The following is a 23,462-nucleotide window of genomic DNA, read 5'->3' as shown; positions in this document are numbered from 1 at the left end:
CGACAGCGACGCTCACTTGATGGCGACCGGGTTCACCGGCCCGCCGCTCCCGCCCACGACGTGTAACGGCGCGGCCACGTACAGGAACTCGTACTGCCCGTCATCGGCGCAGGCGGCGGCGAGGTCGCCGAGCCGGTTCATCTCGCTTATGAGCACGCCGAGGTCCCGTAACAGGATCGGGTGAAGCGGCAGGCGCGTGCCGGTCGTCTCGGAGATCGTCTGTTCGGCCGTCACGGTGTCCGTCGCGAGCATCGGTATCTCCCGGTCGTCGAACCACTCGACGAGCGCCTCCGTGTAGGTGATCCCCGCCTCGTCGAGCGCGGGCTCCCCGCCGTGGGTCGTCTCGAACTCCTCGTAGAACGCGTCGGCGCCCTCCCGGTAGAAGAGGTCCATCGCCCCGGTTCGGATCAGGAGGACGTCGCCTTCGCGGACCTCCACGCCCTGCTCCGACGCACACGCCAGCAGTTCCTCCAGCGTGACCCGTTCGCCCGCCTCGAGATACTCGACGTCCCGGTGGCGAGCGACGTCGAGCAACACGCCCCGACCGACGACGCCCCGGTCGGCGACGTGTTCGATCCCGCAGCGTTCGATCCCGCCCTTCGTCGTGGCCGCGTCGAACCCGTTGTACAGTTCGTCGCCGTACCAGACGTGTGCGAGCCCGTCGACGTGGGTCGTCCCGTGGTTGTACAGGTACACCAAGTCGTCGGAGTTCTCCCAGCCGCCGTACGGCTCCCGGGTGACCTTCCCCGCCTCGAAGTGGCCCTTGTCCCGGAGCATGTGGTGGTCGGCGTCGGCCCGGGTCGGCCACATCGGGTCGCCGTCCGGGTTCCCGATCGGCGCACCGAGCGTGAACGTCTCCCCCGAGGAGACGGCCCCGACGCCGCGCAGTACGGCGTCGGCGTCGAGGTAGTTCAGAGCACCCAGCTCGTCGTCGTCGCCCCAGACGCCCCAGTTGTCGGGGGCCCCCGAGACGATGTCAGCGTACGGCTCCGCGTCGGCGTCGGCTTTCTCACCCATGAGCGGTGCTGTCGCGGCACCCGCATAAGCTTTCGTCCGGGATCGGGGGTCCGGGCGGATCGGATCTCCCTGGACATCTGCGGTCAGAACCCGTCGTACTCCGCCATGAGCGTCTCCACGTCCGCGCCGTTCGCGACGCGGCGGTCCAACACGAGCTCCGTTCCCAGGATCTCCCTCGCCGTTTCGGCGACCGCGGGCGCCGCGTCCTCGGGAACGACCGCGATCCCGGTGGCGTCGGCGACGACGACGTCGTTCCGCGCGATCTCCACACGGCCGACCGTCACCGGTTCGCCGATCGACGCGATCCGGACGCGGGGTTGCCCGGACCGCGGCGTCGTCCCCGCACCGAAGACCGGGTACTCGCCGTCTCGGATCCCGTTGTAGTCCCGATACCCGCCGTCGATCACGGTTCCGCGAACCCCGGCGTTCCCCGCGAGGCGGCACGCGAGTTCGCCCCAATGGGACGTCTCCGCGGAGATCCCGTCGAGAACGAGCACGTCGCCGGCCGTGAACTCGGCGAACAGGTCGAACGGGAAGTTCGTCCGGTCGATGTCCTCGGGGGCGGGCTCGAACGCGACAGGCCGGGCCCGCCCGACGGCCGCGTGGTCGGGATGTGCGGGGTCGAGCCCCGTTATCACCCCGTCTATCCCGTGTTCGTCGAGCGCGTCCGAGACGATCGTCGCGGTGAAGTTCCCGTACAGCTGAACGAGCCGGTCTGGCGTGTGGGACATGGTCTCCCCTTCGGAAGGACGTCATATAACTCCCGACCCGACGGACCGGAGGGGGTGGAACCATAATTATAAATCGTTTCCGACACACGGGGATAGAATGCGAATCAGCGAGGTCGAACTCACCGAGTTCACGTACGAGCTGGAATCGGTCGGTACCGCGGGCGCCAACCAGGTCCACCAGGTGTACGACCCGGAGAACACGCTCGAACCGACGGGGCTGATCCTCACCGTCCGAACCGCCGACGGGACGGAGGGACACTACCGGAGCATCACCTACGGCGAGCTGATACGTACGCACGTCGAGATCGCCGCCGAGAACCTGCTCATCGGCCGGGATCCGCTCGAACGCGAGTCGATCTGGCAGGACGTCTGGCGGACCTTCCGTCACACGGACCACTTCGGCCTCGGGCCGATCGACGTCGCGCTGTGGGACCTGGCCGGGCGACACTACGGGGAGAGCGTCTCGAAGCTGCTCGGCGGGTGGCGGACGGAGCTGCCCGCGTACGCCTCGACGTTCTTCATGGACTCCGCACCGGACGGGCTGAACTCGCCCGAGGCGTACGCCGACTTCGCCGAGGAGTGTCTCGCCCGCGGCTACCCCGGGTTCAAGATCCACGGCTACCCGGAGGGCGACGTCGAGACGGACGTCGCCATCTGCCGCGCGGTCGCGGACCGCGTCGGCGACGAGATGGACCTCATGCTCGACCCGGCGAGCGGCTATCGGACCTATCGCGAGGCGCTACGGGTCGGCGAACAGCTCGACGAGCTCGGTTTCTACTGGTACGAGGACCCGATGGCGGACACCGGACAGAGCATCAACGCGAGCAAGAACCTGACGCGGAAGCTCGACACGCCCATGCTCGGGCTCGAACACGTCCGAACCGGCCCGTTCGGACGGGCGGACCACATGACAGCCGAGGCGGTCGAGCTGGTCCGGGCGGACGTCCACCAGGACGGCGGGATCACCGGCGCGATGAAGATCGCGAACGTCGCGGAGGCGTTCGGGCTCGACGTCGAGCTCCACATCGGCGGCCCGGCGACCCTCCACTGTATGAGCGCGATCCGCAACTCGAACTACTTCGAACACTCCCTCGTTCACCCGCAGGGCGTCGACTGGATGAACCAGCAGGGGTTCCTCGAGTCGCCCGAACGGCTGACCTCGGAGGGAACGATCGCCGTCCCCGACGGCCCGGGCCTCGGCGTGGAGATCGACTGGGAGTTCGTGAACGACCGACTCGTCGACCGGACGGTCATCGGCCGATGACGGGCGAGGACGTGCGCTACGACGTCGACGGCGGGATCGCCACCGTGACGATCGACCGGCCGGCGGTCCGGAACGCCTTCCGGGAGGCCACCGTCGCCGAACTGAACGAGGTCCTCGCCCGCGCGGACGCCGACGACGACGTGTACGCGATCGTCCTGACGGGTTCGGAGGGCGGGTTCTGTGCCGGCGCCGACGTCGGCGAGATGCCCGACTGGTCCGGGATGGGCGAGACTGCCTACGGCGAGTTCCTCTCGTCGGTTCAGGCGGTCGTCGAGAAGCTGCGGACGAACCCGACGCCGACGATCGCCGCGGTGGGCGGGCCGGCGGTCGGTGCCGGCTGTGACTTCGCGCTCGCCTGCGACGTCCGGACGGCCGGGCCGGACGCGCTGTTCAGCGAGGGGTTCGTCAGCGTGGGGCTGGTTCCGGGCGACGGCGGCGCGTGGCTCCTCCCGCGGCTGATCGGCGAGGGGCCCGCCCGGGAACTCCTCCTGACCGGCAGGGACGTCGACGCCGAGCGCGCCGCCGACCTCGGGCTCGTCGCCGAGGTCGTCGCGGACCCGCTCGCGGAGGCGCACTCGATCGCCGAGGAGATCCGGGACAAGCCACGGCTGGCGGTCCGGCGGACGAAGGCGCTTCTGTCCGAGCAGGGCTCGTTCGCGGACCACTGCGAGTCGGCGATCGCGTACCAGTGGGAGTGCGTCACCGACCCCGAACACGAGGAGGCCGTCGCGGCGTTTCGCGAGCGACGCGACCCCGACTACGACCGTCCGACCGAGTGAGCGGTCGGGGGGATCGGCCGCGGTCCGCTGTTCCCCGTCGGCAGTTATTTGACGTCGGGACGAGCAGATCGTGTATGCTTTCGCTCTCTGCGGAACAGCGAATGATCGTCGACTCGCTCTCGGAGCTTGCGGAGACGGAGTTCGCGGACGACGCCTTCGAGTGGGACGGCGAGACGCCCTGGCGGAACGTCGAGCTGCTGGCCGACCGCGGCTTCCTCGGGATCAACATCGACGAGGAGTACGGCGGCGGCGGCCTCTCGGAGCTCGAGGCGATCCTCTCCATCGAGGTCGTCGGCGCGGTGTGTCCGGACACGGCGCAGTTCCTCTACGAACAACAGATGGTCGGCCCACGGGCGATCGAGATGTTCGGGACCGAGGCGGTCAAGGAGCGGTATCTCGAGCCCGTGACCGCCGGCGAGAGCGCGATCGCGATCGGGATCTCCGAGCCCGAGGCCGGCTCGGACGTGAAATCGATGAACACGACCGTCCACGAGGAGGGCGACGAGCTGGTGATGAACGGGGAGAAGACGTGGGTCTCCCGGGTCCGGGAGTCGGACGCGGCCGTCGTCTGGACGCACTTCGAGGAGGGGCTCGGCACCGTCGTCCTCGACCTCGATTCGGACGGCGTCGAGGTACAACAGCACTTCACCAACATGGCGGGCCACGAGCAGACGCACTTCTACATCGAGGACGTCGTCGTCCCGGAGGAGAACGTCCTCACCCGCGGGGCCGACGGGTTCAAACAACAGCTGAAAGCGCTCAACTGGGAGCGCCTCGGGAGCTCAGCGCTGGCGAACGCGTTCGCCCGCAACGCCCTCGAGAAGGCGGTGGAGTACTCGGAGGACCGCGTCCAGTTCGACCAGCCGATCGGCGAGTTCCAGGGGATCGAGTGGAAGCTCGCGGACGCGACGAAACTGCTCCAGGCCTCCCGGGCGCTCACCTACTCGGCCGGCCAGTCGGCTATCGACGCGGGGCGGACGCCCGACCGGCTCGAGACGGCCGTCGCGAAGCTGTACGCCAGCGAGATGGTCGAGACGGTCGTCAGCGAGTCGCTCCAGGTCCACGGCGCGAACGGCTACCAGCAGGGTCACCCGCTGGAGTACCTCCACCGGCTCGCGCGGGGGCGCCGCATCGCCGCCGGAACGGACGAGATACAGAAGAACCAGATCGCCGCCGCGCTCCGGCGCGACGGGGTCCCGGACGTCTGAGCGGGCGCGCGCCCGCCGTCGACGACCGGGGAGGCGACGGGCGCGAAGCGCGACAGGGAACGGGGAGAAATGGGGCGCGAAGCGCGACAGGGAACGGGGATCGACGAGGCAGACCCTCGGACTCAGCGCTTGCGGTGCTCCTCGACGACGTCCCAGTCGAGTTCGATGCCGAGGCCGGGGGCGTCGGGCACGCGGATCCGGCCGTCCTGGATCAGCGGCTCGGCGCGGTCGACCATGTCCTCCCACCACGGGACGTCGCGGGCGTGGAACTCCAACGCGAGGAAGTTCGGGACGGTCGCGCCGACGTGGACGCCCGCCATCGTCGCCACCGGGCTCCCGATGTTGTGGGGCGCGAGCGCACAGTAGTAGGTGTCCGCGAGGTCGCCGATCTTCTTCGTCTCCGCGATGCCGCCCGTCTTCGGGGTGTCGGGGGCGACGAAGTCGACCGCGCCCGACTCGAGGAGGTCCCGAAAGCCGTGGCGGCCGTAGCGGTTCTCGCCGGTCAGGACCGGCACGTCGACCGTCGCAGCGAAGTTCGCCATCGCCTCGGTGTTCTCCGGCGGGAGGGGGTCCTCGATCCAGACGGGGTCGTACCCCTCTACCGCGTCACAGACGCGCTTGGCCGACTCGCGGCTGAAGTTCCAGTGGAGGTCGAACGCGAACTCCGCCTCGTCGCCGACCTCCTCCGCGACGGCGGCGACCAGCCGTCGCTTGTGTTCGACCTCGGGGCCGGTGAGGTGGCGGGACTTCGTCCCGATCTCGTGTCCGGACGGGACGTCGAGGTCGAACTTGATGAGGTCGAACCCCTCGTCGACGGCGTCGCGGGCTTCCTCGGCGTACGCCTCCGGCCGGTACGTCTCCCGACGCTGTCCCTCGATCGCGGCGTCGATCATCGACTCGCCGGCGTGACAGTCGGCGTAGATCCGCACCTCGTCGCGCATCTTCCCGCCGAGTAGCTGGTAGACGGGCTGGTCGAGCGCCTTCCCCGCGGTGTCCCACAGCGCGAGTTCGACGCCGCTTATCGCGATCGTCGCGACCCCCTGCTGGGACCCCCTGCCCGAGAGGCTCTCGCGCATCAGGTGGTAGAGCCGCTCGACGTCGAGCGGGTTCTCGCCGACCAGCACCGGCCGGAGGTAGTCGGTGATGATCTCGTGGACGCCGGGCGAGGGGTACGCCTCGCCGATCCCCGTCACGCCGGTGTCGGTCTCGATCGTCACGATCGTCCACGGGAAGTTCCCGTCGACGACGACCGTGTCGATGTCGGTTATCTCGGGCGACTCCGTGTCGCGTTCGGGGGTCCTATCGTAATCGCCCCACATCGTCGTCGCCAGCTTGGTGGCAAAGTCCTCGTACATGGTCGGGTGGCTCGTGTTGACGCGTTTCAACCGGAGGGATTAAAGCTGTCGTCTCCGCTGTCGAAGGCTCTCGTCGTCGACGCCGAATGTCCTCGTTGTCGACGCCGAATGTCCTCGTCGTCGACGCCGGGACCCGACGGCTCGTCGCGTCGAACGACCACCGAAACGTCTATACCCGTCTGTTCGGCACGGTGACGTATGGAGCACGCAGACCGCGGAGACCGGACACCGTCGGGGCTGTGCGTCGGCTTCCGGACGAACACCCTCTCGGACGAACGCCTCCAGTACGTCCGCCAGCTGGGCGTGAGCGACGTCTTCGTCAACCCGACCGAGCCCGGCGGCGGGACCGGCGGGGACATCTTCGCCGACGAGAGCGACCGCACGGCGACCGACCGGCGGCTGCCCCTCGGGCCCGACGACGTCCCCTCGGTCGAGTACCTCGAGTCGCTCGAGGCGGCGTGTGCTGACCACGGCGTCCGCCTCGCCGGGATCCACACGCTCGGGTACAACTGCTACGGCGACATCAAGTTCGGCCGGCCGGGCGCGGAGAAACAGCTCGAGTCCATCAAGACGCTCGTCAGGAACATGGGCGAGGCCGGCCTACCGGTCCTCGGCTACCAGTGGAACCCCCGGGGCGTCGTGCCGATGCGGACCGGGACCGTCCCGCTGCGCGGCGACGCCCAGGGGACGAGCTTCGAGCTGACGGACGTCGAGGACGCGGGCGACCCCGCGCTCGACCGCGAGTACACCGAGGCGGAGCTGTGGGAGAACTACGAGGGGTTCCTCCGGGAGGTCCTGCCGGTCGCCGAGGAGGCGGGCGTCACCCTCGCGCTCCACCCCATCGACCCGCCGAACATCGAGTCGATCGGCGGCATCCCGCGGCTGTTCAGGAACGTGGAGAGCTTTCGCCGGGCGATGGACGCGGTCCCCAGCGACAACCACGGACTGAAGCTGTGTCTCGGCTGTTTCTCCGAGATGGGGGTCGACGTCGTCGACGTCGTCCGCGAGTTCGGCGAGCGCGGCGACATCGTGTTCGTTCACTTCCGTGACGTCGAGGGGACCGCAGAATCGTTCAACGAGACGTTCGTCGACTGCGGCAACTACGACGAGTTCGAGGTGATGCGGACCCTGATCGACACCGGGTTCGACGGGATCGTCATCCCCGACCACGTCCCGGAGATGCGCGACGACACCGACTGGGGCCACCGGGCCCGGGGGTTCACGGCGGGGTACCTGCGCGGGCTCCTGCGGGGCGCGCTCGCCGAGTGACGGTCGGAAACGCCCGGCCGACACCGTTTTGCTCCGGGGGGTTCGATCCCGCCCATGGACCGAGGCAACTTCCCGTACCTCCTGTTACACTACCTGGTGATGATCGGGGCGATCCTCGTCGTCGTCGACGGGATCGAACGGGCCGGGTACGACCTCCCGATCTACGTCGGCGTCCTCGTCGCGGTCGCGGTCGGTCTCGCGTACCCGCGGCTCGTCGCGTTCGCCGGCATCGCGCCCGAGCGCTGGGAGTCGTCGTGACTGGACTTCGTCGTCGTGACGGGGGCGGTACGCGCGGAATCGACCCTGGAAGTGGGTTGATGGCGTGTCTTTCACGGCCTCGAAACGAACCGACCGTGAGAACTCGCCTGCTATTGGAGCGGAATGTTTGATCGAGAAGGCCTCGTTGCTGGCGCGGTGAAGGAGACTTCGGAGAACACTTCCAAAGCCCCAGCCGTTCGGCAGTACAGCGCAGCGAGCACGACTTCGGGGAACATCTCCAAAGCCCCAGCCGCGAGGACTCGCGCGCCTTGTTGCGCGCCTCACTCAGTCGCTACCGCTCCTTCGCAGCGGTGCTTACTGCGGCGTGCTTCGTCCTCGCGGCTGCCCCTTTGAGTCCCACCCTACCGTCCCGCGACCGCACCTCACGCCTCCCCAGCCTCGCCGCTCGCTTTCGCTCGCGGCGTCCCTCGCGGGCGGTTCGCGCCCTCCGGGCGCTCACCGGCACGCCACCGCAGATCGCTCATTCTCTCACCTACCTCGAACGATTCTCGATCCGGATGTGCGAACGCTTCTATGACACCTACACGAGGAACGCTAGTCGTAGATGAACTCGGTCCACGCGCCCTCGGTCGGGGGATACTCCTCGATGACGTCGAGGTCGACGGTCACGCCGAGGCCGGGACCGTCCGGGACGGTTAGTTCCCCGTCGTCGACGTCGATCGTCTCCTCGAGGATGTCGAACGCCAGGTCGAAGGGGTACATTCCCGGGTCCTCCTCGGCGTCCAGCGCGGGGTCGTCCTCGAAGACCGGGTACTCGAGGAGGTCGACCTCCGGCGCGGCGGCGACCAGGTGGGCGTTCGCGATCAGCCCGAGCCACGTGCCGAAGTTGTGGGGGACGAACTCGACGTCGCGCCCCCGACAGAACTCGATCGCCTCCGCACAGCCGGTGTACCCGCGGTGGTGGCGCACGTCCCCCTGGAGGAAGTCGACCGCGCCGGTCCGCCCGAGCTCGATGAGGCCGGCCGGGGACTCCTCGCTCTCGCCGCCCGCGAGCGGAACGCCCAGTTCGGCGAGTTCGACGTACCCCTCGTAGTCGTCGGGGGCGACCGGCTCCTCCACCCAGTAAGCCCCCTTCTCGCCCGCGTACTCCACGATGTCGGCGGTCGTTTCGGCGTCGTACGCACCGCCTTCGAGCTTCCACCACGTGTGGGAGTCGAGCATGACCTCCGTCCGATCGACCGCGTCGACGATCCGGTCTATCGTCTCGAGGTCGCCCTCGGGGCCGATCCCGGGGCGATACTTGTACCCAAAGAAGCCGAGTTCGTCGATGGTCCGCGCCTGCTCGGCGTACCCCGCCGGCTCCATGTACATGCCGGCGCTGGCGTACATCGGTAGCCGGACGTCCGGCTCGGTGTCGTACTCCTCACACAGCAGTTCGTATATCGGCGCACCCGCCCGCTTCCCCCGCAGGTCGTACAGCGCGACGTCGATCGCGGACGCCGCCTCGTGGCGGGCCCGCTCGGGGAGGTCGGTCGCGTCGATCAGGTCGTGGGCGTCCGTCACCGCCTCGACCGTCTCGCCCTCCAGGGCGTCGGCGATCGGCCCTTCCACGAGGTCGGCGAAGGTCGCCTGCGAGTCGCCCTCGAAGTACTCGCGCATCGCGGAGCTGCTCGCTCCCGCGGGCGCGAACCCGACCTCGCCGTCGGCCGTCTCGACGACGACGAGGACGACGTCCCGTTTCAACAGTCGGCGTTTCCCCCCGTGGAACGGGCGGGTCTGTGGCGGCTCGATCGGCGAGGACAGCGCGTGGCCCCGTACCTCCGTGATACGCATGTCGCAACCGACCCCGGAGAGTCACATAAAACCGATGGTGCCGACGACCGGTACCCGATCGGGGCGGTCCCGAAGCCGGGAGAGCCTTTAATACCCGGCTGGGACAGGATAGGGTATGAAACAGGATGTAACGGTCGAGTCCGCCGACGAGCGACGGGTCGTCTCGGAGGAAACGATCAGGAACGTCTGCGGGGACCGGGAGATCCCGCCGCTCGGCGTGATAGAGCAGGTGTGGGAGACTGACCCGATCCCGGAAGACGAGATCGAGTCGCGCGCGGCCGCAGCCGTGGACGAGCTCCCGTTCGAGGACGTTCCGGAGGGCGGCGAGGTCGCGATCGGGGCCGGGAGCCGCGGGATCGCGAACCTCGAGGCGATCGTCCGCGGGACGGTGGAGGGCGTCGAAGCGCGCGGCTACGAGCCGTTCGTCTTCCCCGCGATGGGGAGCCACGGCGGCGCGACCGCCGAGGGACAACGCGAGGTGTTGGCCTCCTACGGGGTCACGGAGGCGAACGTGGGCTGTGAGATCCGGGCGACGATGGACGTCGAGGTGGTCGGACACACCGCGGACCGCGACGTCCCGGTGTACGCCGACGCCAACGCGGTCGCGGCCGACGCCATCCTGGTCGCCAACCGGGTCAAACCCCACACGATGTTCGCGGGCGACGTCGAGAGCGGGCTCTCGAAGATGCTCGTCATCGGGATGGGGAAACAGCGGGGCGCGAAGACCGCCCACGAGTGGGCCCTCGACTGGAGCTTCCGGAACATGATCCCCGAGATCACCGAGATACTCCTCGAGGCGCTCCCCGTCGTGGGCGGCGTGGCGATCGTGGAGGACGAACGCGACGACACGACGGTCATCGAGGGGGTGCCCGCGTCGGGCTTCCTCGACCGCGAGGCCGAACTGTTGGAGACCGCCTACGAGCGGCTCCCCCAGCTCCCCTTCGACGACCTCGACGTGGTGGTGTTCGACCGCATGGGCAAGGACGTCAGCGGCTCCGGCATGGACACGAACGTCACCGGGCGGATCCTCCCGTTCAACGAGCCCTCGCCGGAGACCCCGTTCATCCGTCGGATCTACACCCGGTCGCTGACGCCCGCCTCCCACGGCAACGGCACCGGCGTCGGACAGGCGGACTTCATCCACCGGGACCTGCTCGCGGACCTCGACGTCGAGGACACGGTGATCAACACGGTGACCGCCGGGAGCGTCGAGAACGCCCGGATCCCGGCGACCGTCGAGACGGACTGGGCGGGGATCGTCGCCTGTCTGTCGACGGTCGGCGTCCGCGAGCCGGGCGAGATCCGACTGCTCCGCGCGACCGACACGATGAACGTCGAACGGCTGTACGCGTCCGAGGCGCTGATCGAGGACGCCCGCGACCGGGACGACCTCAGGGTCGTCTCCGAGCCCGAACCCGTCGAACTCGACGACGGCGACCTGGCTGCGCCCTCGCCGTCGTCGCCGGAGTCACACTAGAACCCTCGCGTCGGGCCGACCGCCGTGGCCGACGCCGCAGGGGGGGCGATCGGTCCCGTCGGACCGTCGCCGCAGTCGGACGGTCCGGACCGTCAGGCGATCCGGTTTCGCAACTCGCCGTCGCCGTCGCGTCGCCGGTCGAAGTTGTGGAGGAAGAGGTCGACGAACCGGTCGACGAAATCGCGCGACCGCCCGCCGACGTGCGGCGTGAGTATAGCGTTGTCGATCTCCCAGAGCGGCGACGACTCGGGAAGCGGTTCCGGGTCGAAGACGTCGAGACCCGCGCCGGCGATCGACCCCGTCTCCAGCGCCTCGATCAGCGCCTCCTGGTCGACGACCGGGCCGCGCGCGACGTTGATCAGGAACGCCGAGTCGGGGAGCGTCTCGAACGTCGAGCGGTCGACGAGGTGCCGGGTCTCCGGCGTGAGCGGGACGGTGAGCGCGAGGACCTCCGTCTCGCCGATCACCCGGTCGAGCGCGTCGGGTTCGAGGACGCGGTTGTCCGGGAGCACGCCGTCGTACTCGGCGGGCGTCCGCTTCGTGCCGTACACGTCCATGCCGAACCCCAGCGCGCGGCGGGCGACCGACTCGCCGATGTCGCCCAGCCCGACCACGGTCATCGTCCGGCCGTCGAGGTCGATCAGCTCGCCGCCCTTCGTCCGGTCCCAGTTCCGTTCGCGCTGTTCGTCGAGGAACGTCGGGAGCCCCCGCGCGAGGCCCAACGCGAGCGCGAACACGTGGTCGGCGACGGGCGACCCGTAGTTGCCGGTCGCGTTCGTGAACGTGATCCCGCGCTCGCGGAACGCCTCGACGGGGAACGCGGCGTAGCCGGTGCTCGTCGCCTGGACCCAGTCGCCCTCCTCGAGGGCCTCGAGGAGGACGTCGTCCCAGCTCGCCGGGTTGATCACCAGCGCGTCGGCGTCGGCCAGTGCTTCCTTGGTCCCCTCGGTGTCGTGGGCAGTGCGGACCGTGAGCCCGTCACGCGTCCCCTCCAGCGCCTCGTCGATCGGTAGGTCGTGTCGAACGACAACGGTGGTCATATGGTCCCTCTCCTCGGCCGGGCGGTTAAAGCGTTGCCTTGCCGCACAACTATACCGGGCGGTGTCGTACCCGACGTCACATGGAGATCAACGGAGACACGGCACTGGTGACGGGCGGCGGTCGGGGGATCGGGCGAGCGATCTGTACGAAGCTCGCGTCGCGGGGGCTCGACGTCGTCGTCGCCGACATCGACGACGACGGCATGGCGGAGACGGAGGCCGAGCTCGAAGCGCACGGCGTCCGGACGCTGTCGGTTCACACGGACGTGAGCGACGAGGCGAGCGTGCGGGACGCCGTCACGGCCGCCGAGGCGGAGTTCGACGCGATCGACGTGTTGGTCAACAACGCGGGCATCGCGGGCCCGACGAAGGACGTCGAGGACGTGACCGTAGAGGAGTGGGACGCCACGCTCGGGGTCAACCTCCGCGGGGCGTTCCTCCTGTCGCGGGAGCTGATGGGGAAAATGAAGGAACGGGGGTACGGGCGCATCGTCAACATCTCGTCGGCGTCGGGGAAGCGACCGGTCCCACAGCGGAGCCCGTACACCGCCTCCAAGAGCGGCCTGTTGGGGCTCACGCGGACGCTCGCCGTCGAGGGCGGGCCACACGACGTCAACGCGAACGCGGTCTGTCCGGGCTCGGTCGCCGGCCCCCGGATCGACCGCGTGATCGAACACGAGGCGGAGGCGCGGGGGCTGTCCGCCGAGACGGTCGCCGACGAGAAGCGGGCGAAGAGCCCGCGGAACGAGTTCGTCCAGCCGGAGGACGTCGCCGAAACCGTCGCGTACCTCTGTTCGACGGCCGCGGACCGGGTCACCGGCCAGAGCCTGAACGTCAGCGCCGGGAAGGTGACCTACTAAACAGCTAACAGCCCTCCGGTCCGGCCTCGACCGGGTCGCCGGGGGCCGCTCACTCGTCCCGGTCCGCCGAGTCGTCCTTCGCAGCACGGTCCGGTCCGGCCCGCGACGCCGGCCGGTCGCGGTCCTCGTACACCGAGAGCAACGAGAGGAGCTGTCGGTCGCGGTCCTCGGTCGCCGTCGGAATATCGACCTCCGACCAGTCGTAGACGCCCTCACCGGTCTTGACGCCGTACCGGCCCTCCTCGACCAGGTCCGTCAGGACGGCTGGAGGCGACGTGTCCCGGTTGATCTCCCCGAGCAGCTCGTCGAGGACCTTCGCGTGGATGTCGAGCCCGGAGTGGTCCCCCTTCTCGAAGACGCCGAGGGCGGGCAGGCGGAACCCGAACGTCCCCTTGACGGCCGCGTCGATGTCCTCCGCGCTCGCGACGCCCTCGTCGAGGAGGGCCCACGCCTCGCGCGCCATCGCCGACTGAATGCGGTTGCCGATGAACCCCGGGACGTCCTTCTCGACGACGACCGGGGTCTTGCCCGCGTCCTCGAGGAGCGTCCGGACGGCCCGAACCGGCCCGTCGGCGGTCGCCTCCCCGCGGACGATCTCGACGACCGGGACGATGTGTGGCGGGTGGAACCAGTGGGTCCCGAGGAACCGCTCGGGACGGTCCAGCGCGTCGGCGAGCAGTGTGATCGAGAACGACGACGTGTTGGTCGCGACGACCGCGCGAGACGGGGCCTCGCGTTCGATCCGGCCGAGGACGTCCAGCTTTATCGACTCGTCCTCCGGGACGGCCTCGATCACGAGGTCGGCGTCGGCGACCGCGGTCGAGAGCGTCGAGTCGTACGCGATCGACCCCAACACCCGCTCGGCGTCCTCGAGTTCGTGTCCCTCGTGTTCGGCGAGCGTCGCGACCGCGTCCGCGATCGCCTCGCGCGCCGCCTCCAGCGCGTCCTCGTCGACGTCGTAGAGCGTCACGGACCGGCCGTCGCCGGCCAGCGCCACCGCGATCCCGTGACCCATCGTGCCCGCGCCGACGACCGCGATCCGTTCGATCCGCGCGGGGTCGGCCCGCTCGGATCCCGCCCGTTCGATCGCTCCGTGGTCGTCAGCGTCGACCTCGTCCGTTCGGGTGTCGTCCGACATGGTCGGCCGTTGGGAGACCGTGCGGATAACCGTTGCCACGGCTCCCCGCGACGAACGGCGACGGGGATGCCCACAGGGAGGTGCCAGGACCACCGGCAGACACAACGTTTATCATGGACAATATGGATGGTTCACGCATGGCCGAAAACAGGTCCGGTTCCTCTTTCATGCCGACAGTCGCCGTCGAAAAGCTCCTGACGGTGCTCTCGCTCGTGCTCTGGGGGCTGGCGATATACTACGCCTACACGCAACGGATGCCGCGGGCGCTGTACACCGTCGGGCTGTTCGGGCTCGCGTTCGGAATGTACGTCATCGAGCAGTCGATCGATTCCATCGAGGACCGCGACTACCTCGACCTCTACCTCCTGGGGATCGTGCTCCTGTCGACCTCCACGACCGCGGTGTACCTGATACTCAACTTCGAGGAACTCCTGTTCCAGCGGACCGGGATCGCGTTCCATCACGAGTACGTGTTGTCGCTGTTGTTCACGTTCGCGATGTTCTACCTCATCTACCGCGCGTTCGGGATGGCGTTCCTGGCGGTCATCGGCGGGGGCGCGCTCTACGCCTGGCTCGGCGCCTCCCTCCCAGGGATCATCGGCCACGGCGGCCTCTCGCTCACCCGCATCCTCGTCGTGTTCGTGACGGACTTCAACGGCTTCTTCGGGTCGATAAGCGGGATCGTCGCTGCGTGGGTGGCACTGTTCCTCCTGTACGCGGGACTGTTGAACGGCTACGGGGCCTTCGATTACGTGATGCGCATCGCGTTCCGGGTCTCCGAGTACGTCCGTTCCGGGATCGCCCAGTCGGCGGTCGTGGCGAGCCTCGCGATCGGGTCGATCAACGGCGCGCAGGTCGCCAACGCGGCGATGACCGGCTCCGTGACGATCCCTCTGATGAAGAAGGCGGGGATGAAACCCTCCACCGCGGGCGGGATCGAGGCGGTCGCCTCCTCGGGCGGGCAGATCATGCCGCCCGTGATGGGCGCGGCGGCGTTCATCATGGCGTCGATCCTCGGGATCACGTACATCCAGGTCGTCGTCGCCGGCATCGTTCCGGCGCTCGTGTTCTACATCTCCGTCGCGATCGCGGTCCACTACGCGGCGCTCAACCAGAACATCAGTAGCGGGGTCGACACGAGTAGCGCGGACGCCGGCATCGACGAGCGGAAGTCGCTCCCCGCGTTCGCGCTCGAGACGGTCAAGCTCCTGATCCCGTTCGCCGTCCTCATCTACCTGCTCGGGATCGCCCAGTGGACCGTGATGACCGCGGCGCTGTACACCTCCATCGCGATGGTGTGTACCGGGATCGTCTTCCCGGTCTTCGAGCGCCTGCTCGGGTTCAGCGACGAGTCGTACCTCGTCGGCATCCCACAGACGCTCGAGGGGATGCGCTACGGCGCGATGATGTTCGCCCCCATCGCGGTCATCGTCTCGGCGATAAACGGGATCGTCGACATCCTGGTGACGACCGGGGTGCCGGGCAAGCTCGCGCTGGCGCTGATCGAGCTGTCCGGCGGCGTGTTGATCTTCGCGCTACTCTTGGCGATGCTGATCTGCATCATCCTCGGGATGGGGATGCCGACCGTCGCCGCCTACACCATCGTGGCGTTGCTCGTCGCGCCGGCGCTGATCGAGGGCTTCGAGCTGGCCCGGCTGCCCGTTCACTTCTTCGTGTTCTACGCGGCCATCCTGTCGGGGATCACCCCGCCGATCGCGATCGCCGTGGTCGTGACCACCGGGATCGCCCAGTCCAACTTCTGGCGGACCGCGATCGAATCGGTCAAGATCGCCGCGCCGCTTTTCATCCTCCCGTTCACGTTCATCTACAACCCGGAGATAATCGTCGGCGGGCTCTCGGCGATCAAGATCGCCTCGTCGGTCCTGCTCCTGCTCGGCGCGGCGGCGATAGTACACGGGCTGAACTACCACCGGAAGGCGCTCTCCCTCCGGGCCGCCAACTACGGGATCAGGCTCGTGTTCGTCGTCCTCGGGGTCGTGATCATGGCGGCCCCGAACGAGTACATCCGGTTCGGGAGCTTCGTCATCGCGGCGGTGCTCTTCACCTGGCAGGTTATGGCGGTCAGGGGGATGGCGCTCTCGACGCTCCCGGCCGTCCTCGCTCGCCGGTTCTGAGCCGTCCCGGTCGCTGACGGTCCTTCGTTTCGGCTCCGTTGAAATCCTGTTCTTCGGGCGCAGTATCGTCCGAAACGGCTGTTCGGTAAAGACTGCTAGTAGTATAGATCGGATGATCGAGGACGCCTCGTTGCGGGGGAGATGACTGGGGCTTTGAATCCCACCCCGCCCCACACAGCATCGCACCTCACACCTCCCCAGCCTCGTCGACCGGCCTCCGCTTCGCTCCGACCGGCCGACTCCCTCGCGGGCGGTTCGCGGGTGCTATCGCACCCGCTCACCGGCGCGCCACCACACTGGATCGCTCGCTCCTTCGGCTGTACTGACCACAGCAAGTCAAAGCGTCACACTTGCTGAGGATTCCAACAGAGCCGTTGGGTCGTTCATCACGAGGTCAATCCGCGACGACCGCCACGATCCTCACGCGGACCCGCGACGCTCGCCCGAGTCAGGTACTCGCAACCGGCCTCGTCGGCTTCCACGGTCTCGTTCCGTGAAGCGACCGAATCGCATCTCGCCGGAGACGTGTCTCGACCGTCCGTCCGGTATTGACGACCGTTCACTCGGATCGACAGTGTGAGCGCGTCGCTACCCTCGAACGGCGTCGTGAAAAATCGTCTCGAAAAAACGGCTATCGTACGGTCGCGCTATTCGCCGCGGGTCCAGTCGTCGTTCCAGAGGTCGTTGTCCTCGTAGAAGTCCGCCGCACCGGGGTGGACGGGGGTGAAGTCGGACTCGATGGCGGTGATGAAGTGGTCAGGGTTCTCGCCGTAGGGGAAGAACGCCGGCTGTCCCTCCTGAACGCTCTCGTAGTGGTCGTGAGCGACCTGGAGCACGTCGTACACCGCGTCGGCCGGGAGCTCGGGGTCGAAGAAGTACTGGAACAGCAACTGCCATCCCTGGAGCGGCCCTTCGATATCCTGTTCGAACCCGTACGGGTCCTTCTCGAAGTACGGCGCGAGCGGCGAGGACTCGAACACTTCCTTGAACTGATCGGACATCTCGACCAGGTGGACGTCGGACCGGGCGTCGACCTCGGCGAACCAGGACGGCAGGTTCACCTCGTTGGCACCGTACCCGATACCACACGTGATGTTGCCCTCCTCGACGCCGCCGGCCACGTCGCCGACGTCGACGTTGACGACGTTCTCCTTCAGCTGCTCGAGTAAGTCCTCGCCGCCGCCGGTCCGCATGATCTCCTCGAACATGGCGCGGGTCCCCCAGCCGGGCTGGAGCATGTGGAACGGCTCCCCGAGCATGTCGTCGGTGGTCTCGATGCCGGAGCCGTCGACCGCATAGAAGAAGTCGTCGCGGACGAAGTAGGTGAACCCCTGATAGGGGGCTTCGAGGTCTTCGCCCTCGAACGGGCCCTCCGAGTTCATCGCCTGCTTCTGGGTGAAGTTGGTGAGCCCGTACGCGTCCAGCCCGCCGTCGTTGTAGATGCGGATGCTGGCGGGGTCACCACCGCTCGCCTGCGTGTCCCAGCGGACGATGTCCGACTCGTTCCGGAGCACGCGCTGGATCGCCTGGGAGGTCTGGAAGACCGTCGACCCCTGCGTGGAGGACCCGACGCGCATGTTGACGACGTCGTCTCCGCTCCCGTCGTCGTCGCTCCCGTCGTCGCCGCTTCCGTCGTCTCCGCTCCCGTCGTCTCCGCTTCCATCGTCGCCGCTCCCGTCGTCTCCGCTTCCATCGTCGCCGCTCCCGTCGTCGCCGCCACCGCCGGCGCATCCGGCTAATCCGATCATACCTGCCCCCACTGTACCTTCGAGGAACCGCCGTCTGGATGGTAATTCGTCTGGCATCCCATCTATCATTATCGTTCGGGGTATAATAAAGATGTGGGAACCCCTGTTATGTGAATTCCTCGTACTCCGTTCGGGCGGTTTCCGAGACCACCTCCGTACCGGTCCCGGCGTCGCCCGCCGACCTGCTCAGAACTCGAACCAGACGACGTCGAACTGGTACGCGAGGATCCAGTAGACGAACATCGCGGTGAAGAGCACGCTGAGAAGGAACTTCACGACCCGTCCGACGCGGTCCGGGTCCTCCGGTTTCACCGCGTCGGTCAGTTCCCGGATCCTCTCGCTCGTTCGAGCCAACGCCCCCGCGATCCCACCCGGATCCTCCTCGGAGGGACTCGCCGTATCGCCGCTTGCGTCCGTTCCCATACCTCGAGTTATTCCCTTCCGTATCATAAACGTTCGTGTCGATCCCCGCGAGATGGAGGGTCGACCGCCCTCCGCCGACCGGTCCACACGGAGGGAAAGCGATCCGTGTGGAGGGAGAGCAGATCCGATCCGACGACCACAAAGATATATACGCGTTTCGGCGGATCCGGTACTGAAGCGATGTACACACAGAAAGCGATCTCACGGATCCACGCCGGCCCGGTTTCGCCACGGAGACCACTCGGAGGATCCCTCCGGGAGCCGACCGACGTCCGTTCGGTGGTGGACAGATGAGCCAGAACCTGAAGACGGCGTTCGAAGAGCAGTCGTTCCTCTCGGCGACGTGGGTCTCGATCGGGAGCCCGACCGTCGCGGAGGTGAGCGCGGCGAACGCGTTCGACTTCGTCCTGATCGACACCGAACACACGACGACGACCCTCGAGACGGTCGAGGACATGCACCGGGCCGTCGAGGCGGCCCCCGGCGAGAGCGGAACCGTGATCCGCGTCCCCTGGAACGACCCGGTGTACCTCAAACGCGTCCTCGACGTCGGGGTCTCGGGCGTGATGGTGCCGATGATCGACACCGCCGAGCAGGCCGAGTCGCTGGTGGAGTCCCTTCGATACCCGCCCGAGGGGAAACGGGGGATCGCGTCCGGGCGCGCGTCCGACTACGGGGCCGACTTCCGGTCGTACGTCGAGAACGCGGGGGAGACGTTCGTGACGATCGCCCAGATCGAGACGGTGGAGGGTCTCGAGAACGTCGAGGAGATAGCCGACGTGGACGGCATAGACGCGCTGTTCGCCGGCCCCGCGGACCTCTCCGGCGCGCTGGACGTGTTCGGACAGTGGGAGAACGAGCGGTTCCTCGAGGCGATGGACCGCATCGTCGACGCGGCACACGCCGCCGGGATCCCCGTCGGGACGCTCACCGTCGACCCGGACGACGCACCCGAGCGGGTCGAGCAGGGGTTCGACTTCCAGATCCTCGGGAAGGACACCAGTTACCTGCTGGAACGGAACGAGCGCGCCCTCTCGATATACGACGAGGCGACGGGAGAAGCGAAGACGGGGAAGTCGACGACGGAGGAGTGACCCCGCGCTGTCCGGGACGGAACCGCCCCGTCGGACGCCGGGAGACGGAATCGCCGGTCGGACGCCGGGAGACCGCGCGCTACTCGGCCGAGCCGTCCGGGAGCTGGGCCTCGATCTCGTCGTACGGCGGCGTCTCGGGCCACTCGTCGGCGACCCAGACGTGCTCGATCGTTCGATCCTCCCCGAGAAGGAACGTCGCGGGTCGCGGCTCCGCGATCCCTTCCATCCCGTCGAGTTCGTGAACGAGGTCGTACGCCTCGGCGACTCCGTTGCCCGGGTCGGCGTACAGGGGATACTGGAGGTCCCGCCGTTCGATGAACCGCTGGTGGTCGAACGGCTGGCCGATCCCGACCCCGGCGACCGTCAGGTCGTCACCGCCCCACCCCCGGCGCTGGATCTCCTTCCACCAGTACATCGACTTCCCGCCCCAGTTCAAGGGGTAAAACACCAGGAGCACCGACCCTGCGCCGGTCGCGAGCTCCGACAGGGGAACGTTCGACCACGACTCGTCGGTGACGAGCGGCCGGGTGAACGCCGGTGCCGTCTCCCCGACGGTCGGGTGGTCCGAGTCGTCGAACTCCATGACCGCGAGCTCGCCGAACGCCGCGGTGTCGCCCTCCTCGCCGTAGGTTCGGACGAGGTACTCGAGGATGTTCCCGCTCTCCGGCATCGTGACGCCGGTCGCGGGGTCGACGAGCAGCGGGACCGCCCGCGTCCCCGCGATCCGCTTGACCTCGTCGCGACGGCTGTGCTCGCCCGCCACGAACGTCGACCGGTACTCGATGTCGTGATTGTCGAGCCATCGAACGATCCGCTCACAGAACGGACAGCCGTGGAGTCTATACAGCGTCATCGGTCGGGGGGTCTCCCCCCCGGGTCGTCCGCCGTCGGGCATCGGTGGCGTTGGCATCCCACGACCGTTGGGGCGGCGGGAACAAAAACCCGACAGGTGACGGCGACGCATCCGTCCGGCGACGGCGACGCACCCGTCCGGCGACGGCGACGCACCCGTCCGGCGACCGCGACACACAGATTAAAGTAGACGTACGGTGGAAACACGGATATGTATCGTGTCTTGGTCGCTGTCGACACGGAGATGGAAGCGCCGGAACGGATCGCGGAGGCGGTGACGTCCCTTCCGGCCGCCGACTCGGACGTCGAGGTCACGCTCCTCAACGTCTTCGAGGAGTTCAACGTGACCGGTCCCGAGAGCGGCACGGTCGATTCGGACGACGTGTACGACGCCGACGACTTCCCCGAGACCGTCGGCATCGTACGCGAACACCTCGCGGAGGCGGGCGTCTCCGTGAGCACGGTCCGACGCCACGGCGACACGACCGACGAGATCCTCGCCGAGGCCGGCGAGATGGACGCCGACCTCGTCGTCATCGGCGGGCGGAAGCGGAGTCCGGTCGGCAAAGCGATGTTCGGGAGCGTCGCACAGTCGGTGCTGTTGGAGATCGACCGCCCCGTGATGTACGTCCAAACCGACTGACCTCATCGTCGATGCGGTCACATCCCGACGCCGACCGCGTGGACCGGCCGACGGTCGGCCCGGAGCGTCCGCGGACGAGTTCCACGTAACATGGCCTGGCGATACAGGCACACCGTCCTGACGCTCTGTACCTTCGCGTTCTTCGCGACGATGGTCGGCCGGCTGGCGATCAGTCCCGTGGTCCCGCAGATCACCGAGAGTTTCGCCATCTCGAACACCGTCATCGGCCTCGCGCTCACCGGCATGTGGACGTCGTACGCCCTGTCGCAGTTCCCCAGCGGGATCCTCGGGGACCGTTTCGGGGAGCGCCGGATCATCCTGCTCGCCATCGGCGGAACGGGCGTGATGAGCTTCCTCGTCGCGGTCTCACCGGTGTACGTCGTCTTCGTCGGCAGCGTGGTCCTCCTCGGCGCGTTCGCGGGGCTCCACTACAGCACCGCGACGACGCTACTGTCGCGGACGTACGACAACATCGGCACCGCGATCGGTATCCACACGATCGGCGCGCCCGCCGGAGGGTTGATCGCGCCGGTCGTCGCGGCGTGGATCGGGACGCGATACGGCTGGCGGCCCGCCGTCGCGATCGGAACGGCAGTCACCCTCCCCGTCTTCGTGCTGTTCGCGTGGCAGGTGAAGCCGACCGAACCCCAGCGTCCGGACGAGCCGATGCGCGACCGTTTCCGGGCCGGCCCCGTGGTCGAACTGCTCTCGCGCCCGCCGATCGTGTTCACGGCCGTCATCGCGTCCGCCGGGGCGTTCGTCTGGCAGGGGACGGCCTCGTTCCTGCCGACGTTCCTCATCGACTACCGCGGGCTGTCCTCCACGTCCGCCGGGATCGTCTTCTCCTCGTACTTCGTCGTCCAGGCGGCCGCGAAACCCGGGCTCGGCGCGGTCTCGGACCGGTATCCACGGGACGTCGGCGTCGCCGTCAGCCTCGCTACGAGCGTCGCCGGCATGGCGCTTTTCGTCGTCGGCCCCGGACTGTTCGGTATCGTGACCGCCCTCGTCCTCGTCGGCGTCGGGCTCGGCATGGCCGTGACCGTCGAACCGCGGTTCATGGACGAGCTGTCAGAGCGCGAACAGGGGGTCGGCTTCGGCCTCGTGCGGACCGTCTACCTGGTGGTCAGCGCGCTCGGCTCGGTGATCACCGGGTTCCTCGCCGACACCCTCGGGTGGGCCGCCGCGTTCCTCGTGCTCGCGTCGTTGCTGGCGGTCATCCTGGCCGCGGTGGTCGTGAACTACGCGCTGGATCTGGGCTACTGACCGGGGTCCGACGTGACGGAGTCGGCCGCCGCGCGGAGCCCCTCGCGCTCCTCCTCGGGGAGATCCCACTCGATGACGCGACGAACCCCGGAGCGCCCGATCTCGACAGGGACGCTCAGGCACGCCCCCTCGATCCCGTACTCGCCGTCGAGCGGGACCGAGGCGGCTATCGGGTGGTCGGCGTCGTCGAGCCCGTCGTCGAGGACGGCACAAACGAGGCGGACGACACCCTGGCCGGTCACCCAGCGCGAGGTCTCCCCGGCCCCGCGGAGCTGGATGACGTCGTACGGGACGTCGCGGACGTACTCGCGCACGTCGCGTTTCTCCGCCTCGGTCAGCGTCGTCGGCTCGCCGTCGACGGTCAGCCGAGAGAAGAAGGGCACCACGTTCTCACCGTGCTCCCCGCCGACGGGACAGTAGACGTCATCCGCGGGCACGTCGCGGATGCTCGCGATCCGGTCCGCGGTCCGGGCGGTCTCCGAGAGCGAGTACCCCAGGAACCAGTCGCGGTCCCAGCCGGTCTCGCGCCAGATCCGTTGGGTGATGCGGTCCATGGGGTTGGTGGCGACGATGACGGGAAGCGGCTCCCGTTCGCGTAACGTCGCCGCGATCGATTCAGCGAGCTCGAGGTTACGGTCGAGGAACTCGAGGCGGCCGCCGCGTCTCGCCGACGACGACGGCCGTGGCACGCTCGCGGTCACGACGGCGACGTCCGCGGTCGCGAGCCCCGCCGTCGAGGACGGCTTCGCCGACACGCTGCCGAGATCGGTCGCGTCGCCGAACGCCGGGAGCGACCCGAGCGTCCGCGCGTGGCGGATACCGATGCCGTGTCCCTCCGCGGCGTCCTCCGCGACGTCGACGAGCGTGACGTCGACGGACGGTCGTTCGACTGCGAGCGTGTACGCGGCGGTCGCACCGACGGTTCCCGCACCTCCGATGAAAGCGACTTCCATGCGTCTACGGGATCGGCGCTCGGTCTCTTAAAACAACGGCCCGGCGATCCGCCGGTCCCGGCGGCGATCGGTCGACCCGTTGACCCTCCCGTGGGAAGCCATGGCCCCCGTATCGACCGTCGGGAGGATCACCGAAAGAATGATACGAACGTCGGGAGTGT

21 protein-coding genes are annotated in these 23,462 nt (G+C 68.3%); 11 read left to right on the top strand and 10 right to left on the bottom strand.

Annotation, left to right across the window (positions count from 1 at the left end; genetic code table 11):
* Positions 1-12: 12 nt before the first annotated feature.
* Both DQW50_RS11725 and DQW50_RS11720 read right to left on the bottom strand, forming a co-directional pair.
* Complete coding sequence (locus DQW50_RS11725) at positions 13-1,017, bottom strand: cyclase family protein (RefSeq protein WP_112079459.1); 1,005 nt, start codon at positions 1,015-1,017, stop codon at positions 13-15.
* Between the two features lie 83 nt (positions 1,018-1,100).
* Complete coding sequence (locus DQW50_RS11720; protein WP_112079458.1) at positions 1,101-1,748, bottom strand: RraA family protein; 648 nt, start codon at positions 1,746-1,748, stop codon at positions 1,101-1,103.
* Positions 1,749-1,845: 97 nt separating this feature from the next.
* On the opposite strand from DQW50_RS11720, the gene DQW50_RS11715 reads away from it, so the two are divergent.
* The 3 genes from DQW50_RS11715 (at position 1,846) to DQW50_RS11705 (ending at position 4,999) form a co-directional block, all read left to right on the top strand.
* Positions 1,846-3,012, top strand: a complete 1,167-nt coding sequence (locus DQW50_RS11715) for an enolase C-terminal domain-like protein (RefSeq protein WP_198664665.1) — start codon at positions 1,846-1,848, stop codon at positions 3,010-3,012.
* Entirely contained in the window at positions 3,009-3,791 is a 783-nt protein-coding gene (locus tag DQW50_RS11710; RefSeq protein WP_112079456.1) for an enoyl-CoA hydratase/isomerase family protein, read from the top strand. Before DQW50_RS11715 ends, DQW50_RS11710 begins: the two co-directional genes overlap by 4 nt.
* Positions 3,792-3,865: 74 nt before the next feature.
* Entirely contained in the window at positions 3,866-4,999 is a 1,134-nt protein-coding gene (locus tag DQW50_RS11705; RefSeq protein ID WP_112079455.1) for an acyl-CoA dehydrogenase family protein, read from the top strand.
* A gap of 122 nt (positions 5,000-5,121) precedes the next feature.
* On the opposite strand, the gene DQW50_RS11700 is transcribed toward DQW50_RS11705, so the two are convergent.
* Positions 5,122-6,354, bottom strand: coding sequence for a mandelate racemase/muconate lactonizing enzyme family protein (locus DQW50_RS11700; protein ID WP_112079454.1), 1,233 nt, complete (start codon positions 6,352-6,354; stop codon positions 5,122-5,124).
* A 198-nt stretch (positions 6,355-6,552) separates the two neighbouring features.
* Here DQW50_RS11700 and DQW50_RS11695 point away from each other — a divergent pair, with 198 nt between their 5' ends.
* Positions 6,553-7,623, top strand: a complete 1,071-nt coding sequence (locus tag DQW50_RS11695; RefSeq protein WP_198664664.1) for a mannonate dehydratase — start codon at positions 6,553-6,555, stop codon at positions 7,621-7,623.
* Positions 7,624-7,677: 54 nt separating this feature from the next.
* Positions 7,678-7,881 (top strand): hypothetical protein, encoded by a 204-nt coding sequence (locus DQW50_RS11690; RefSeq protein ID WP_112079453.1) that lies wholly within the window; start codon positions 7,678-7,680, stop codon positions 7,879-7,881.
* A gap of 555 nt (positions 7,882-8,436) precedes the next feature.
* Here the strand turns inward: DQW50_RS11690 and DQW50_RS11685 are convergent.
* A complete protein-coding gene (locus tag DQW50_RS11685) occupies positions 8,437-9,675 on the bottom strand; it encodes a mandelate racemase/muconate lactonizing enzyme family protein (RefSeq protein WP_112079452.1) in 1,239 nt (412 codons plus the stop codon).
* 115 nt (positions 9,676-9,790) lie between these two features.
* Between DQW50_RS11685 and DQW50_RS11680 the strand changes: the two genes are divergently transcribed.
* Positions 9,791-11,152 carry a DUF362 domain-containing protein gene (locus DQW50_RS11680; protein WP_112079451.1) on the top strand — a complete coding sequence of 454 codons (1,362 nt, stop codon included), beginning with the start codon at positions 9,791-9,793 and terminating at the stop codon, positions 11,150-11,152.
* A gap of 92 nt (positions 11,153-11,244) precedes the next feature.
* On the opposite strand, the gene DQW50_RS11675 is transcribed toward DQW50_RS11680, so the two are convergent.
* Positions 11,245-12,192, bottom strand: coding sequence for a D-2-hydroxyacid dehydrogenase (locus tag DQW50_RS11675; protein WP_112079450.1), 948 nt, complete (start codon positions 12,190-12,192; stop codon positions 11,245-11,247).
* A gap of 80 nt (positions 12,193-12,272) precedes the next feature.
* Between DQW50_RS11675 and DQW50_RS11670 the strand changes: the two genes are divergently transcribed.
* Complete coding sequence (locus DQW50_RS11670; protein WP_112079449.1) at positions 12,273-13,052, top strand: SDR family NAD(P)-dependent oxidoreductase; 780 nt, start codon at positions 12,273-12,275, stop codon at positions 13,050-13,052.
* A 49-nt stretch (positions 13,053-13,101) separates the two neighbouring features.
* Here the strand turns inward: DQW50_RS11670 and DQW50_RS11665 are convergent, their stop codons facing one another.
* On the bottom strand, positions 13,102-14,190 hold the full coding sequence (locus DQW50_RS11665) for a 3-hydroxyacyl-CoA dehydrogenase family protein (RefSeq protein WP_112079448.1): 1,089 nt from the start codon (positions 14,188-14,190) through the stop codon (positions 13,102-13,104).
* Positions 14,191-14,327: 137 nt separating this feature from the next.
* Between DQW50_RS11665 and DQW50_RS11660 the strand changes: the two genes are divergently transcribed.
* Positions 14,328-16,325: a TRAP transporter fused permease subunit gene (locus DQW50_RS11660; protein WP_241964406.1), complete on the top strand. Its 1,998-nt coding sequence runs from the start codon at positions 14,328-14,330 to the stop codon at positions 16,323-16,325.
* Between the two features lie 647 nt (positions 16,326-16,972).
* Here DQW50_RS11660 and DQW50_RS11655 read toward each other — a convergent pair.
* Positions 16,973-18,073, bottom strand: coding sequence for a TAXI family TRAP transporter solute-binding subunit (locus DQW50_RS11655; RefSeq protein ID WP_157964863.1), 1,101 nt, complete (start codon positions 18,071-18,073; stop codon positions 16,973-16,975).
* A 186-nt stretch (positions 18,074-18,259) separates the two neighbouring features.
* Entirely contained in the window at positions 18,260-18,496 is a 237-nt protein-coding gene (locus DQW50_RS11650; protein WP_112079446.1) for a hypothetical protein, read from the bottom strand.
* 290 nt (positions 18,497-18,786) lie between these two features.
* On the opposite strand from DQW50_RS11650, the gene DQW50_RS11645 reads away from it, so the two are divergent.
* Positions 18,787-19,590 carry an HpcH/HpaI aldolase/citrate lyase family protein gene (locus DQW50_RS11645; RefSeq protein WP_112079445.1) on the top strand — a complete coding sequence of 268 codons (804 nt, stop codon included), beginning with the start codon at positions 18,787-18,789 and terminating at the stop codon, positions 19,588-19,590.
* Between the two features lie 79 nt (positions 19,591-19,669).
* On the opposite strand, the gene DQW50_RS18855 is transcribed toward DQW50_RS11645, so the two are convergent.
* Complete coding sequence (locus DQW50_RS18855) at positions 19,670-20,443, bottom strand: redoxin domain-containing protein (RefSeq protein ID WP_112079476.1); 774 nt, start codon at positions 20,441-20,443, stop codon at positions 19,670-19,672.
* A 210-nt stretch (positions 20,444-20,653) separates the two neighbouring features.
* Here DQW50_RS18855 and DQW50_RS11635 point away from each other — a divergent pair, with 210 nt between their 5' ends.
* Both DQW50_RS11635 and DQW50_RS11630 read left to right on the top strand, forming a co-directional pair.
* Positions 20,654-21,085, top strand: a complete 432-nt coding sequence (locus tag DQW50_RS11635) for a universal stress protein (RefSeq protein WP_112079444.1) — start codon at positions 20,654-20,656, stop codon at positions 21,083-21,085.
* A 90-nt stretch (positions 21,086-21,175) separates the two neighbouring features.
* Positions 21,176-22,348, top strand: a complete 1,173-nt coding sequence (locus tag DQW50_RS11630; RefSeq protein WP_112079443.1) for an MFS transporter — start codon at positions 21,176-21,178, stop codon at positions 22,346-22,348.
* Here DQW50_RS11630 and DQW50_RS11625 read toward each other — a convergent pair.
* The gene (locus tag DQW50_RS11625; RefSeq protein WP_112079442.1) at positions 22,342-23,301 is read right to left on the bottom strand and encodes a malate dehydrogenase; all 960 of its coding nucleotides are present in this window, start codon (positions 23,299-23,301) and stop codon (positions 22,342-22,344) included. The two genes, DQW50_RS11630 and DQW50_RS11625, sit on opposite strands and share 7 nt — an antisense overlap.
* Positions 23,302-23,462: the final 161 nt, after the last annotated feature.

The organism is Halorubrum sp. 48-1-W (assembly GCF_003287355.1).
GTDB lineage: Archaea > Halobacteriota > Halobacteria > Halobacteriales > Haloferacaceae > Halorubrum.
The sequence above is the reverse complement of the archived record's forward strand: the minus strand, read 5'-3'. Positions and strand labels throughout refer to the sequence as shown.

Coding starts and splice junctions, on each gene's coding strand:
- DQW50_RS18855 (WP_112079476.1), bottom strand. CDS start 20,443: ATGACGCTGTATAGACTCCACGGCTGTCCGTTCTGTGAGCGGATCGTT.
- DQW50_RS11690 (WP_112079453.1), top strand. CDS start 7,678: ATGGACCGAGGCAACTTCCCGTACCTCCTGTTACACTACCTGGTGATG.
- DQW50_RS11720 (WP_112079458.1), bottom strand. CDS start 1,748: ATGTCCCACACGCCAGACCGGCTCGTTCAGCTGTACGGGAACTTCACC.
- DQW50_RS11685 (WP_112079452.1), bottom strand. CDS start 9,675: ATGCGTATCACGGAGGTACGGGGCCACGCGCTGTCCTCGCCGATCGAG.
- DQW50_RS11725 (WP_112079459.1), bottom strand. CDS start 1,017: ATGGGTGAGAAAGCCGACGCCGACGCGGAGCCGTACGCTGACATCGTC.
- DQW50_RS11635 (WP_112079444.1), top strand. CDS start 20,654: ATGTATCGTGTCTTGGTCGCTGTCGACACGGAGATGGAAGCGCCGGAA.
- DQW50_RS11715 (WP_198664665.1), top strand. CDS start 1,846: ATGCGAATCAGCGAGGTCGAACTCACCGAGTTCACGTACGAGCTGGAA.
- DQW50_RS11710 (WP_112079456.1), top strand. CDS start 3,009: ATGACGGGCGAGGACGTGCGCTACGACGTCGACGGCGGGATCGCCACC.
- DQW50_RS11675 (WP_112079450.1), bottom strand. CDS start 12,192: ATGACCACCGTTGTCGTTCGACACGACCTACCGATCGACGAGGCGCTG.
- DQW50_RS11655 (WP_157964863.1), bottom strand. CDS start 18,073: ATGATCGGATTAGCCGGATGCGCCGGCGGTGGCGGCGACGACGGGAGC.
- DQW50_RS11700 (WP_112079454.1), bottom strand. CDS start 6,354: ATGTACGAGGACTTTGCCACCAAGCTGGCGACGACGATGTGGGGCGAT.
- DQW50_RS11680 (WP_112079451.1), top strand. CDS start 9,791: ATGAAACAGGATGTAACGGTCGAGTCCGCCGACGAGCGACGGGTCGTC.
- DQW50_RS11630 (WP_112079443.1), top strand. CDS start 21,176: ATGGCCTGGCGATACAGGCACACCGTCCTGACGCTCTGTACCTTCGCG.
- DQW50_RS11670 (WP_112079449.1), top strand. CDS start 12,273: ATGGAGATCAACGGAGACACGGCACTGGTGACGGGCGGCGGTCGGGGG.
- DQW50_RS11650 (WP_112079446.1), bottom strand. CDS start 18,496: ATGGGAACGGACGCAAGCGGCGATACGGCGAGTCCCTCCGAGGAGGAT.
- DQW50_RS11660 (WP_241964406.1), top strand. CDS start 14,328: ATGGCCGAAAACAGGTCCGGTTCCTCTTTCATGCCGACAGTCGCCGTC.
- DQW50_RS11705 (WP_112079455.1), top strand. CDS start 3,866: ATGCTTTCGCTCTCTGCGGAACAGCGAATGATCGTCGACTCGCTCTCG.
- DQW50_RS11645 (WP_112079445.1), top strand. CDS start 18,787: ATGAGCCAGAACCTGAAGACGGCGTTCGAAGAGCAGTCGTTCCTCTCG.
- DQW50_RS11695 (WP_198664664.1), top strand. CDS start 6,553: ATGGAGCACGCAGACCGCGGAGACCGGACACCGTCGGGGCTGTGCGTC.
- DQW50_RS11625 (WP_112079442.1), bottom strand. CDS start 23,301: ATGGAAGTCGCTTTCATCGGAGGTGCGGGAACCGTCGGTGCGACCGCC.
- DQW50_RS11665 (WP_112079448.1), bottom strand. CDS start 14,190: ATGTCGGACGACACCCGAACGGACGAGGTCGACGCTGACGACCACGGA.